The sequence below is a fragment of the Longimicrobium sp. genome, from assembly GCA_036387335.1.
Lineage (GTDB): Bacteria > Gemmatimonadota > Gemmatimonadetes > Longimicrobiales > Longimicrobiaceae > Longimicrobium.
On sequence record DASVTZ010000126.1, the window covers coordinates 68,848 to 82,585 of the forward strand.

Sequence of the window (13,738 nt, forward strand, 5' to 3'; positions counted from 1 at the left end):
GCGAACAAGCGGCGCGTAGGACGACGAGACGCAGAGAGGCCGGAGGAGCTCCGCGCGCTCTTCTGGGTCTCTGCGCCTCTGCGTGAGGCCCTTCGTCAGAACTCGACGCCCAGCGTGACCGGCGCGGCGCCCGCGGAACCGCTTCCCATCTCGGCGGCGTGCGTGCCCGCTTCGGCGAACACGGAGACGCCGGCCAACCGCAGGCGGACGCCCGCCGCGATGGACACCCCAGGGCCGGTGCGGCTGAACGAGCGGGTGAAGCTGCCAAAGGGCGGGTTGTCCGGGCAGGAGACGAGCTCGCCGCCCTCGATGCAGATCCCGGTGGGCCCCTCGAACTCGGTGGATGCGACCCGCTGGTGGTACACGCCGCCGCCCAGGCGGGCGTACGGCCGCACGCGGTCACCCGCGATCGAGCCTTCCACCGCCAGCGCGAGCCCGGCTCCCGCAAAGGTGCTCCGGTCCTCGCGGCCCAGGCAGTAGAGCTGCCTCACCTGGTCGCCGCACGCCAGCGGCGAGCCCGTGGCCGTGCCGCGCTGCGCTAGCGCGTACGCCTCGGCGCGCAGCGCGGGCGATGCGCGGTAGAAGGCGAAGCTGCCCTGCGCGTGCCATCCCGGCCCCGAGGTCGGTCCGCTGTACGTAGCGCCGTACCCCGCGCCGATCATGCGGGGAAGGTCGCGCCACGGGGCATCCGTGTGGCGCGCGCGGCGGAGCGACACCGGCTCCACCTCCACCCCCGCCGTGCGCAGCGCCACCAGCACCGTCGCGGAGCGGTAGCCGGTCCGCTGCACGTGCAGCCGGTACTCGCCCGCCGTGACGCCGCCGAAGATGTACGCGCCCAGCGTGTCGGTTCGCGTGGCACGCGTCGCCTGCGCGAAGGCGGTGCGCGGCGCCGTGGGGAAGGCGGCGAGCGCCCCGCCATCGAGCGTCACGGTGGCGTCTGAGAGGGGCGCCGCGCTCCGGGCGTCGCGAACGGAGCCGGAAACGGTGCCGGCGCGCGGTTCGGGGGTCTGCGCCGCGAGGGGTACGGCGGCGAGCACGGCCAGCGCGAGCGCGCGGAGGGGGGCGATGCGGCACATCGGCAAGTCACACGGGTCGAAGCGGGGGAGCGCCGGGTCGTCCGGCGTTCATCACGGAGCAATGCCCGGCAAGCGCCGGTTCTGACATCCGATCCCGCTCACCCGCCGTTTTCCGTGCGCCCCTCCCGCGCCCGGACGATGGAGGCAAAGGAGCGGATGCGCAGCTCGGCGGAGGTGAGGCCGGTGCGGGCCAGCGCATCGTCCTCGGCGATGGCGCCGCAGCCCACTGCGCGGAGAAAGAAGTTGAGGAGCCCCTGCCCGGTGGCCGCGTCGTCGAAGGCGTTGCCGACGCGGGTGGCTCGCGCTGCGCGATCCACGAAGTTGCGCAGGCGCTCGCCGGCGGCGTCCACGCCTTCCAGGAAGAAGCCGTACACCGCCGCGTAGCGCGACACGAGCTGCGCCGGATGCAGGTCCCAGCCCTGGTAGAAGCCCGATGCCAGGCCGTGCCTCACGTCGTCGTGGTGCACGCGCCACCCTCGATGCACCGCGGCCCGGTTTTCCACTTCCTGCTCGGCACTCAGCTCGCCGCGGTGCGGAGCGACGGGGAGGAGCGTGGTGGCGCCGTCCGACAACCGCACACCGCTCCCCGCGAGCGACACCTGCATGGCGTGGCGCGCCCAGTCGCACGCGGGGTGGCGCAGATGCTGATGGGCAGCGGTGATCCCCAGCGCCGCCGTGTAGTCGTACGCGCCGAAGTGTGCGGCGACCACACGACCGCGACCCGCGCGCACCAGCCCTGGGAGCGCCGCGCGGCCCTCGTCGTCGAACAGCGCCTCGGGCGTCTCCACCATCAACTCCATGCGCAGCGTGCCGGCCGCGATTCCGTGCTCCGCCTCCAGCCGTTCCAAAAGGAGCGCGAGCAGCTCCGTTTGCTCCGGGACCGTCACCTTGGGGAGCGTGACGACGAAGCCCGGCGGCACGACGCCGCCCGTGGTGCCCAGCAGCGCGTTCGCGAAGCGGTGCAGTGTGCCAACGGCGCGGGCGCGCGTCTCCATCGTCAGCGCCTTGAGGCGGATGCCGATGAAGGGCGGGAGCGTCCCCTCCGCCATCCCGCGGGCGACTTCGCGGGCGGCGGTCTCGGCGTGCTCGTCCTCTTCGGCGTCGGGACGGACGCCGTAGCCGTCTTCGAAGTCGATGCGGAAGTCCTCCACCGGCTCGCGGTGCAGCTTGGCCCGCACCCGCTCCCACACCGCCTCCGCGTGCGCGTCCGTTCCCAGTGCGCTCGCCAGGGTGGGCGCGTCCGGGGCGTAGCGAGCGAGCGCCTCGAGTGCGCGGGTGCCCAGGCGTGGCGCCGTGTCCGCGCGGAATAGGTGCGCTCCGCCGTACACGGTGTGCACGGGCTGGCGTTCCGCGGGCTCTCCCGTGCGTGCGCGGGCCAGGGCGCGGGTCAGTCTGGCGTCGGCGTCTTCGAGTTCGGACATCGGGTTGGTCGATGGGCATCGGCGGACCGCGCCGTCGCGCGATACCGTGTGTGCCGTTGCGGGGTATTATATGATGCCCGGAGGGAAGGCGCCGGTGGGGAGTATGCGGCCCGGGCGGCGGGGGCGGCGGGTGGCAGGGCACGGGCAGCCACGTGGGGCGGCCCCTACAGGGTTGGGTGCGAAGGGGGCGGGCGTCGGGGTGCGGCGAGGGTGGGCGCGATGAATCGCGCCCCTACAAGGGTGGTGTGGTGGTTCACGCCGTTGTGACGGTAGTTCATGCCTGAACGACAGCGGGATGGGGGAGGCTACCGCCGCGATGACAGCAGCGGAAATGTAGGGGAGGTGTTATATTAAGTGCATCAAACAACGGGACTTAGACACGTTCGGGGTGGCTGGCGGGGGGCGGTTTTCGCGTGGCAGGGCTTGTGCGAAACGCCATCCCCAGCACGCCGTCCGGGCCGCACGAGGCGCGGCGGACGGCGACCCCTTCTTGAAGGAAGGATGACGAGATGAGTGAACGACTGATGCGGCCCGTTCTCCCGCTCCGGGAAACGGTGGTGTTTCCCGGGACCGCCGTGCCGATATCGGCCGGGCGCCCGGGAACGCTGCAGGCCATCGAGGCCGCGCTCGCCGGCGACCGACGCATGCTGGCCGTCGCCCAGCGCGAGAACCGCGACGAGGTGGAGGCGGAGAACCTCTACACCGTCGGCACCGTGGTGCGCATCGCACAGGTGCAGCGCGGCAACGGCGGCGTGCAGCTCCTGATCCAGGGCGAGGGGCGCGCCCTCGCGCTGCAGTACGTGGCGCCGGAGGGGCGCGGGCTGGCGGCGCACGTCCGCGAGATGAACGACCTGGAGCCCATCGCGGCCGACGATCCGGCTTTCCTCGCGCTTTACCGCGAGCTTCGCGACCGCGCCGCCGAGCTGGGCAAGCGCCGCGGCATTCCGCCGGAGATGCTGCAGCAGTTCATGAGCGGCGTCACCGAGCCGGGACCGTTCGCGGACCTGGTGGCGTTCTACGTGGAAATGGGGACCGAGGCCAAGCAGAAGCTCCTCGAGATCCTCTCCGTAGAGGAGCGGCTGCGCTCCCTTCTGCTCATCGTGCAGCGGCAGCTCGCCATGATCGAGGCGCAGGAGGAGATCCAGCAGCAGGTGCAGGAGGAGCTGGGCGAGCGCCAGCGCGAGATGCTCCTTCGCGAGCAGATGAAGGCGATCCAGCGCGAGCTGGGCGAGGAGGACGAGGGCGCCGAGCTGGAGGAGCTGCGCGAGAAGATCGAGGCGCTCGGCCTGGACGAGACGGCGCGCGAGGAGGTGGAGCGCGAGCTGGGCCGTCTGGAGCGCACCAATCCGCAGAGCGCCGAGTACCAGGTGATCCGCACCTACCTGGAGTGGGTGGCGGAGCTGCCGTGGAACGTGCGCACCGAGGACCGGCTGGAGCTCCTTCCCGCCGAGGAGATCCTCAACGAGGACCACTACGGGCTGGAGGACGTCAAGGACCGCGTGCTGGAGTTCCTGGCCGTGCGCCAGCTGGCCGCGCGCCGCGCCGAGGACGAGGTGAAGGAGGAGGCCGCCATCGAGGCGGAGGCCCTCTCCGGCACCGAGGCGGAGGCATCGTCGGAGGAGCTGGAGCGCGAGATCGCCGAGGCCAAGGCGAAGGCGACCGCCAAGGGGCCCATCATCCTCTTCGCGGGCCCCCCGGGCGTCGGCAAGACGTCGATCGCCAAGTCGATCGCGCGGGCGCTGGGCCGCAAGTACGTGCGCATCGCGCTGGGCGGCGTGCGCGACGAGGCGGACATCCGCGGGCACCGGCGCACCTACGTGGGCGCCATGCCGGGGCGCATCGTGCAGGCGCTCAAGCAGGCCAAGAGCCGCAATCCGGTGATCCTGCTGGACGAGGTGGACAAGCTGGGCGTCAGCTACCAGGGCGATCCGTCGAGCGCGCTGCTGGAGGTGCTGGACCCGGCGCAGAACCACGAGTTCACGGACCACTACCTGGGTGTGCCGTTCGACCTGAGCGAGGTGCTCTTCATCGCGACGGCCAACTACGCGCAGAACATCCCGGCGCCGCTGTACGACCGCATGGAGGCGGTGGAGTTCCGCGGTTACACGGAGCAGGAGAAGAAGGCCATCGCCGAGCGCTTCCTCCTTCCGCGGCAGCGGGAGGACGCGGGGCTGCGCGCCGAGGAGCTGGAGGTGACCGACGAGGCGCTGCGCGCCGTGATCGCCGAGTACACCCGCGAGGCCGGGGTGCGCCAGCTGGAGCGCGAGGTGGGGAAGCTGGCCCGCAAGGCCGCGCGCCGCATCGCCGCCGGGGCGGAGAGCACGGTGAGGGTGGACCTGGAGCGGGTGAAGGAGCTGCTGGGACGCACGCGTGTGCACCCCGAGCGCGCGGGCGGGCAGGACACCGTGGGCGTTTCCACCGGGATGTACTACACGCCGGTGGGCGGCGACATCATGTTCATCGAGGTCAGCGCGCAGCAGCGTGCTGCCGTGCCCGCGACCGCGGAAGGCGAGAGCGCCGCGCAGCCCGGCTTCGGCAACCTGGTGCTCACCGGGCAGCTGGGCGACGTGATGAAGGAGTCGGCGCGCGCCGCGCTGACCTACGCGCGCGCCAACGCCGGGCGCTACGGCATCGACCCGCGCAAGGCGTGGGGCTCGGAGCTGCACATCCACGTTCCGGCGGGCGCCATCCCCAAGGACGGCCCGTCGGCGGGCGTGGCGATGACCACGGCGCTGGTCTCGGCCCTCTCCGACACCCCCGTCCGCTCGGACGTGGCGATGACGGGCGAGGTGACGCTGACCGGGCGGGTGCTCCCCATCGGTGGGGTAAAGGAGAAGCTGCTGGGCGCGCACCGGGCGGGGATCCGCACCATCGTCCTCCCCAAGGACAACGAGGGGGACCTGGAGGACCTGCCGGCCGAGGTGCTGGCCGCGCTGGACGTGCACCCGGTGGAGACGATCGACCAGGCGCTCTCCGTGGCGCTGCGCGGCGCCAGCATGAGCGAGGGGAAGCTGCGCTTTCCCGAGCTGCCTCTTCCGCTCACGACCGGCGCCGGCCGTGGCCTTGAAGGCGCGGTGAGGATGCACGGCAGCCGCTGATCCGCTGAAGTTTCACAAACCAGGGGCCCCGGAGAGCGAACTCCGGGGCCCCTTGGCCGGTCTCATGCGACCTGTGTAAGTCGGCAACAGAAGTCTCACGCGGAGACGCGGAGACGCAGAGAAAAAGACAAAGAGATTGGCTACGTGTGATGCCTCTTGCTCTTGTTGTTCTCTCTGCGTCTCCGCGTCTCCGCGTGAGGCCCTGCTGTTCAGCTGTCAGGATCTTCTTTCTTCTCGGAGTCCCGGAAGCGGAACTGCCAGCCGAGGGAGAGTGTCCAGCCGCTGGCGTCGAGGGAGCGGGGCCAGTTGGTCGGGAGGCGCTCCTCGGCGGCGTCGGGGAGCTCCCAGGTGATGCTCTCGAAGCGGCGCACGCGGTACACCCCCTCCACGAACAGCCCGCGAAGGGGCGTCAGGTAGAGCCCCGCCGTCGCCCCGAACTCCAGCGTCTCGCCCTCCACGGCGAACACGGTGCCTTCGGGGTCGTAGCCGCGGGCGTTCCAGAGGTGCGCCGAGCCCACGCTGAGCCCCGCGTAGGGCTCGATCCGCGCCAGCCGCTCGATCTCGGGAAAGGTTGCGTACGCCGAGACCACGGGGAAGGAGCGCATGGAGCCACGCAGGTCCAGGCTCTCCTCGCGCGCGCGGAAGCCGCGCAGGTAGCCGGTCCCCAGCCCCAGCTCCAGCTCCGTGCCCTCGACGTCCGGCAGATCGACCAGCACCTCGGCGAACATCCCGCACACCCCGCCGCCCGGGCAGTCCGAGCCGCGCGTCGTCAGGTTGGCGGAGCCCGGTATCCCGCCCCCCTGCACGGAGAGGGCAACGCTGTTCACCTCCTTGAAGAAATCGGTGAGGAACTCCACCTGGGCGTACGCGGGCGTGGCGGCCACGCACAGGAGGGTGGCCAGCAGGGTCGCTTTCATCGGGGGGATCGTGCGGCAGGGTGTGCGAGGATATCCGCGGGCGGAAGCAAGATTCGTCCGGCGCGCGGGCTTTCGCAAGCACTTCGTCCGCGGTGGGGGCCGCACGAAGGCGCAGAGCCACGGCGAAAGGGCGCGGGAGGGGCTCTCCCCTCGGCCGCGCTGTCTGTGGCCGCTGTGTTTTTCTGGAAGCTAGTCGGGGGGCGCAAGGATCATCGTGCGGCCCGTGAAGGCGGGGACGGGGCTGGCTCCGCGCAGGAGCAGGGTCCAGCTCGCCAGGCCCTCCAGAACGCGGGCCAGCCGCTCGCGCGTGCATGGGTCGTGGAGGCGCCCGTCCGCGCCGAACTTCTCGTGCGCGGCGCCCACGTGCAGCTCCGGCTGGAGGAGCGCGTGCACTTCCGTGTAGACGAAGGCCTGCCGCAGCTGGGTCTGCGCGCGCACCGTTCCGCCACGTCCGGTGGAGGCGCCCACGATGGCCGCCGGCTTCCCCCGCAGCGCCGAAGCCCCGGGGGGCTGCGATGCCCAGTCCAGCGCGTTGGTGAGCACCGCCGGCACGCCGTAGTTGTATTCCGGCGTCGCCACCAGCAGGGCATCCGCGGCGGCCACCGCGCCCACGAACTCCGCCACCGGCCGCGGAATGCCGCCGGGGTGTCCGTCCGGATGGAAGAAGGGGAGCGCACCCAGGTCGTGGATGCGGATCTCCATTCCGCGCGGCGCCAGCTCCTGCGCGGCCGCCAGGAGCCCGCGGTTGTACGAGCCCGCGCGGACGCTTCCGCAGATCCCCAGCACCCGGATCGGGTGCCCGCGAAGACCCTCCATGTCCACAACCTCCTGGTGGCGCGTGCCCCGGCGGCTACTCCGCCCGGAACGCGGCGCTCGGATCGATGGAGGTGGCGCGGCGCGCCGGGATGGTGGCCGCGAGCGCGCCCACCAGGAGCAGGGCGAGAGCTACTCCGCCCAGCGTGACGGGGTCACGCGGCGACACCCCGTACAGAAGGGGCTCGATGCGCGGCGCCACGGCCATGGCGATGGCCAGCCCCAGCACGAGGCCGATCGCCACCACCTTGAGCGATTCCCACAGCACCATTCCGCGCAGCCGCTGGCCCGTCGCGCCGAGCGCCGCGCGGATGCCCAGCTCGAAGGTGCGCTGCGCCATCGTGAAGGCGAGCACGCTGTAGAGCCCCACCCCCGCCACCAGCAGCGCCAGCACTCCGAAGGCGGTGAAGGCCGTGGCGCCCAGCTTCCAGGGACGGATCTCCGGCTCGATGAGATCTTGGAGCGGCTGCACCTTGGGGAACCGCAGCCCCGGACCGGCCTCCAGCAGCGCGCGCTGCACCACCGGGATCATCGCGCCCGGGTCGCCGCGGGTGCGCAGCAGCAGGTCGGGCGTGCCGTACTCCACCGTCCCCTGCTCGATGGGGAAGTAGTACTGCATCGTCTCTTCCTCGATCAGCGAGCTGCGGCGCGCGTTCTCCACCACGCCCACCACCGTCGCGCAGAGGGGCTCGCCCGGCTCGTCGTCGTCGCCGCCGATGACCATGCAGCGGCCGATGGCCTCCTGGCGCGGCCACACCACGCGCGCCATCGTCTCGTTCACCACCGCCACGGGGGCGGCGCCGGGCCGGTTGTCGGTGGCTTGCAGGCCGCGCCCGCGCACGATCCTCAGGCCCAGCGTGGCGAAGTAGTCCTCGTCCACCGCGTGGATGGTGGGCTCTCCCGTGGGAAGGGTGGGCACCGAGTCCAGCCCCGGAACGCGCAGGCCCAGCGACATGGCGCTCCAGAACGGCGCCGACATGTCAACCGTGGCGTGCTCCACCCCTGGGAGCGTCTTGAGCCGCGCCAGCGCGCCACGCACGAAGGCGGTCTCCTGCTCGTCCGACGCTCCCTTTTCGAACTCGGGGCTCACGAACAGCACGCGGTCCAGCTCCAACCCCAGGTCCATGGTGCTCACCCGGTGCAGGCTGCGCACGAAGAGGCCCGAGGCGACGAGCAGCACCACCGAGAGCGCCACCTGCAGGGCCACCAGGGCGTTGCGCGTGCGCGACGCGGGCGAGATACGCGAGCTCCCCCCCTTGAGCGTCTCCACCACGTCCACGCGGCTCGCCTGCAGCGCCGGGATCACCCCCGCGGCGAGGCCCCCGAAGAGCGCCAGCGCCCCGATCACGCCGAGCACCCGCCCCCCCACCGCCGCCTCGGGCCACGCGATCTCGGGGAGCAGAAGGGTGCGCACCAGGTCGCCCCCCAGGTAGGCCAGCACCAGCGCCACCGTGCCGCCGAGCGCGGCCAGCAGGAGGCTCTCGGTGAGCACCAGCCCCAGCACCCGCGCCCGCGACCCGCCGAGCGCGAGCTGGATCCCGATCTCGCGGCGCTGCTGTACGGCGCGCGCCAGGAGCAGGTTGGCCACGTTGGCGCAGGCGATCAGCAGCACCAGCAGCGAGATCCCCGCCAGCCAGCGCGCCACCCTGGACTCCGCGGTGGCCAGCGGTCCCTGGGCGGCGATCAGCGGGGCGGCCACGATCCTGACCGTGGCGTCGTACTTCCCCGCCGCGATCTGCTCGCCGCGCCCGTTCCGGTGAAGCGTGGTGGCCTCGGCCTCGAGCGCGCGCGGGTCCACCCCGGGCGCCAGGCGCCCCACCGCGCGCAGCATGTTGAGGTTGCGGTTGGTCGCCCACATGGTGCCCTGCATCTGCGTGGCGGCCGTGCGCAGGGGGAGCCACGCCGCCACCGGGCGCACGTCCATCCCGGTGAAGCCCCTGGGGGCCACGCCCACGATGGTGTACGGCCCGTAGCCGAAGTCCAGAGTCTTGCCGATCACGTCGCGCGAGCCGCCGTACTGCCGCTGCCAGACTCCGTGGTCGATCACCGCCACCCCCGCCGCGCCCGGCTGGTCGTCTGCCGGGCCGAAGAAGCGCCCCAGCGCGGCACGCGCGCCCAGGACGGAAAAGAACTGGCCGCTCACCAGGGCGGCATCTTCCTGCCTGGCATCGGCGCCCCGCCCGAAGGTGAGGGTGCGGTAGCTGACCACGGCCACCGCGGCCAGCCCGCGCGCGGCGGCGAAGTCCTCGTAGTCACGGTAGCTCAGCACCTCGCTCGCCTGGCGCTCGCCGGTCTCGGGAACGAGCCGGTCCACCAGCAGCCTGCGCACCCGGCCCGCATCCTCCACGTGCGCCGGAGGGCTCAACAGGAGGCGGTCCACGACCCCGAACATGGTGGCGTTGGCGCCGATCCCCAGCGCGAACGACGCGACGATGGCGAGGGTGAATCCCGGGGCCCGCCACAGCCGGCGCGCCGCGCGGCGAACTGTGCCGCGCGACGCGTCCCACCACCCGGCCGCGCCGCCCGCGGGGGCACCCACCGCCGGCACCGGAGAGTTCGTCGACGAATCCGCCTGCATCTGCTCCTCCGGTGGCCTCGGGTTGCCTGGGTAGCTTCGCGGCGGTCTCCGTGCGCGAACGAATGCGCGGGAGTTCCGCGGTGGTCTATGGAAGGGGGTCTATCGCGTGAGGAGGCACCACCCAAGAGAGTGGCCGCCATCCCTGCGTCAGAATACGCCTTGGATTGTCGTAACGGCAGCGGACTCGCCTGCGTCCTCCATCACCCGTCTGTGTCTCCAAATATGTGTAGCGGCTCCGGGTCCGCAAGAGGATTCAGATTGCGTATCAGGATGGCCGATGCGTCAGATCGCTGTGAGGTGCCCAGGAACGCTGCCGAACACGGCTCAAACCCCACGTCGCGAAAGGTCAAAATAAAAGTCTTGACCAGCAAGCAGAGAATTTTATACTAGCCTAAAAGGGTACGCGCGGTCCGGTGACCGGCTGCTCCTCTCCGCATCCGCGCACGTTTCCCCACCATTTACGGCGCACGCCTGGCAACCCGCCCCACCGCCGGGGCTTCAGCTTCCCTGTATGTACTTGTTCTACGTCTCCGAGCCGCTCGCATTGTACGTGGAGCCGGTCGCGGGCGCCCGGCGCGGGGCCGCGTACCGGCCCGCGGCGCCCGCCGCCGGGGCGGAGGGAAGACTTGCGGAAGGGACCCTGCGGCTGGAACCGCCCACGGACGGCACGCTCACCCCGTCGTGCCTTTACTTCGGCTACAGCCGCCCCTTTCTGCAGGAGCTGGCGGCCTACTCGCGAAGGGCGGAGCGGCCGTCGCTGGTACGGCTTCTCTCACGCGGCGCGGAGGCGGAAGTCCTGTCGCGGCCAGGGCTGCCGGTACGGCTCGGCCACCGCGTGGAGCCCGAGCTGCGCCTGCCGCTGGAGGCGCAGCTCGCGCGGGCGGCTCTGCCTCGTGGCGCCCGCGTGGCGGTGATCAACCCGTTCGGGCTCGCGTTCGGCGATTCCATCGTCATGCTCACGGCGCTGCGCGTGTTCCGCGGCCGGCTGGAAGAGCGCCTGGGGCGGGTGGATCTGGACATCCTGCAGCACCCGGATACCGCGGAGACCGAAGAGCTCTACCTTCGCTCCGGAGTCGCCGACGCGCTGCACCACCTTCCGGCGCCCGTGTCGCTGCTCGCGCGGTACGATGCCTACGTGGACCTCTCCGTCGACTACGCCAGCCATGGACTTCCCTGGCCTGACGACCTGCTGGAGCTGTTCGCGATCGACCCCTGCACCGTTCCCGCGGAGAGCAAGCGGAACTCGCTTCCAGGCTGGCCCCGGGCGGCGGCGGAGCTGGAGCCGGAGCTGGCCGCGCTCAGGATGCGCGGGCTCCCCCTGCTCCTGGTGCACCATCGCGCGTCGCTTCCCCTGCGGTCGATTCCGGACGACCGCGCGGCCGCCCTGGTCGCGGAGGTGCTCGAGCAGACGGACTGGACGGTGGTGAGCGCGCTGCCGTTGCCGCTCGACCATCCGAGGTTCGCGGACCTGTCGGGGCTGACCCCGCGCTTCGAGCACCTGGCCCACCTCATCTCGCGGGTGGACGCCTTCCTGTGCGTGGACACCTGCGTGTACCACGCGGCGGACGCGGCCGACGTGCCGGGGGTGGTGCTCTTCAACTCACTGGACCCCTCGGCCCGCACCACGTACTACCCCGGGGTCCACGGGATCCTGCTGGGCGCGGACGACAGCCCGATCCTCGGCAGGCCGCTCAGCTCCGACTCCGCGGACCTGGAATACGCCGAGTCGCTCTGGGACCAGGTGGACACGGCGAGCGTCGTGGCGCGCATACGGGAGATGCTCGCCGCCCGCATGGCAGCCGCGGCGTAGCTTCGTTCCTCCGCATTCTATCCGTTATCCGCCTGTAACCGTCAACTGAGATCCCAATGTCGGCGCGAGTTTCACGATTCCGGCTGCTCGCAAAGCACCTTTCAGGTCGCGCGCCATACCCGGATTACACGGTTGATCCTCTCGAGCGCGGAGCGCTTCGCCCGCCTGAGAGCCCCGGACCTGCCGCATCGCCCCGCGCCAGTGACCGGACGGCGGGGACCGGCAGGGTCAGGATGTCCCCGTAGCCAACCCATCTCACCCCGGCGCAGCGACGGCCAGGGCAGGCCGCGCTTCCGCCACCGCCCCCCGCCATACTTCCAGGAGGAAGGACGACCATGCGCACCAGCAGCTACACGATCTACGTCCCCCTTCCCGACAACCGGGACGAGATGCTGCTCGTTCACGGATACACGGGCGCCTACGACCGCGTGTCGCGCTCGATCGCGGACTTCCTCCTGAACCTGGAGGCGACGCGCCCGGAGAAGCCGCTGTACGGGGAGTGGGTGTCGGACCCGTCCGCGCTGTCGGAGAGGGAGGCCGCGGTGACTCCCGACGACGGCGTGCTGGAGGTGCTGAAGAAGCGCGGCTACCTCACCACCATGACGGTGGACGAGGAGTCCGGCTACCTGGCGCGGACCGTCAAGAAGATGCACCAGATCGCCGCCCGCAGGGCGCCGCAGTACATCTTCATGCCCACGTACAACTGCAACCTGCGCTGCAGCTACTGCTTCCAGGACCACATGCGGTCCGACCCCAACTACAAGCACCTCCTCCGCACCATCAAGCCGGAGGTCGTGGACCGCATCTTCGCGGCGATGCCGGTGCTGGAAGAGCCGCACGGCATCCGTCCCGGAATGGAGGTGACGCGCAACATCGGGTTCTTTGGGGGCGAGCCGCTGCTGGCCGAGAACCGTCCCATGATCGAGTACATCATGGTGAAGGCGCGTTCGATGGGCCCGGCGCGCTTCTGGGCCGTGAGCAACGCCACCGAGCTGGAGGCCTACGAGGACATCCTGGAGCCGGAAGGGATCTCGGAGATCCAGATCACGATGGACGGCCCGCCGGACGAGCACGACAAGCGGCGCATCTACGCCGACGGCAGCGGGTCGTTCCAGCGCATCGCGCACAACCTGGACCTCTGCCTGGACCGGGGCGTGGCGGTCTCGCTGCGCATGAACATCGACCGGATGAACGTCGACCAGCTTCCCGCGCTGGCGGACACCATCGTGGACCGCGGCTGGCACGAGCGGCCCGGATTCTCCGCCTACACCGCGCCCATCACCAACGCCGAGCAGTCCATCACCCTCACGCAGCTCCAGTCCCGCTACTTCAGCTCGTGGGAGCTGGACCAGGCGATCGACGAGCTGCGCGCCCGGTATCCCAACATGCGCGTCATCGGCCGGCCGGACGACGGGCTGATCGGGCGGGTGCGCAGGATGTTCGACCAGCGCTCCAACATGCCGGACCTGAAGACCTCCTTCTGCGGCGCGCACACCTCCATGTACATCTTCGACTCGTTCGGCGACATGTACGCGTGCTGGGAGCGCACCGGCGACGAGAAGGTCCGCATCGGCCGGGTGCTGGAAGGGGGGCAGCTGGAGATGAACGAGGGGCTTACGCGCATGTGGCGCACGCGCACGCCGGCCAGCAACCCCACCTGCCGCAAGTGCCGCTACGCCATGCACTGCGGGGGCGGGTGCGCGGTGCTCGCGGAGGGGCGCAACGGCAAGATCCACTCGAACTACTGCGACGGGTTCGGCGACCGCTTCCGCGCCTCGGTGGCCGAGGCGTACACCTCCTTCGTGCGGGGCGACGCGGTCACCATCCAGGAGCGCGTCTGCGACCTGTAGCCGCCGGGCGGCGAAGGCGGGCGCGGCCCGCCTTCGCACGGGGCGGCGCCCCGGCGGCGCGCGCCCCCACCTGCCCCCGCGGCAGGTGATCCATCGCCGGCCGGAACCGGGCCGCCGCGGCGGTGCCGTCTCCGGAGAGGGGCGCCTCTCCCCGGGGCACGGCCCGCAGTGGCGG

Annotated in this window: 8 protein-coding genes; 3 read left to right on the top strand and 5 right to left on the bottom strand. The window is 71.4% G+C overall.

The genetic code is table 11. From position 1 onward, the window contains the following. Positions 1-95: 95 nt before the first annotated feature. Both VF647_11980 and VF647_11985 read right to left on the bottom strand, forming a co-directional pair. Positions 96-1,076 carry a carboxypeptidase-like regulatory domain-containing protein gene (locus VF647_11980; GenBank protein HEX8452810.1) on the bottom strand — a complete coding sequence of 327 codons (981 nt, stop codon included), beginning with the start codon at positions 1,074-1,076 and terminating at the stop codon, positions 96-98. A gap of 98 nt (positions 1,077-1,174) precedes the next feature. Further along, complete coding sequence (locus VF647_11985) at positions 1,175-2,497, bottom strand: aldolase/citrate lyase family protein (protein HEX8452811.1); 1,323 nt, start codon at positions 2,495-2,497, stop codon at positions 1,175-1,177. A gap of 509 nt (positions 2,498-3,006) precedes the next feature. Between VF647_11985 and lon the strand changes: the two genes are divergently transcribed. Next, entirely contained in the window at positions 3,007-5,595 is a 2,589-nt protein-coding gene (lon, locus tag VF647_11990) for an endopeptidase La (protein ID HEX8452812.1), read from the top strand. 209 nt (positions 5,596-5,804) lie between these two features. Here lon and VF647_11995 read toward each other — a convergent pair whose 3' ends face one another. From VF647_11995 to VF647_12005, 3 genes are all read right to left on the bottom strand, one after another. Beyond that, positions 5,805-6,512 (bottom strand): hypothetical protein, encoded by a 708-nt coding sequence (locus tag VF647_11995; protein ID HEX8452813.1) that lies wholly within the window; start codon positions 6,510-6,512, stop codon positions 5,805-5,807. A 189-nt stretch (positions 6,513-6,701) separates the two neighbouring features. Further along, the gene (locus VF647_12000) at positions 6,702-7,328 is read right to left on the bottom strand and encodes an NADPH-dependent FMN reductase (GenBank protein HEX8452814.1); all 627 of its coding nucleotides are present in this window, start codon (positions 7,326-7,328) and stop codon (positions 6,702-6,704) included. A 34-nt stretch (positions 7,329-7,362) separates the two neighbouring features. Continuing rightward, positions 7,363-9,903, bottom strand: coding sequence for an ABC transporter permease (locus VF647_12005; protein HEX8452815.1), 2,541 nt, complete (start codon positions 9,901-9,903; stop codon positions 7,363-7,365). Positions 9,904-10,414: 511 nt separating this feature from the next. Here VF647_12005 and VF647_12010 point away from each other — a divergent pair. Then, a complete protein-coding gene (locus VF647_12010) occupies positions 10,415-11,713 on the top strand; it encodes a glycosyltransferase family 9 protein (protein HEX8452816.1) in 1,299 nt (432 codons plus the stop codon). A gap of 335 nt (positions 11,714-12,048) precedes the next feature. Beyond that, positions 12,049-13,563, top strand: a complete 1,515-nt coding sequence (locus VF647_12015; GenBank protein ID HEX8452817.1) for an SPASM domain-containing protein — start codon at positions 12,049-12,051, stop codon at positions 13,561-13,563. Positions 13,564-13,738: the final 175 nt, after the last annotated feature.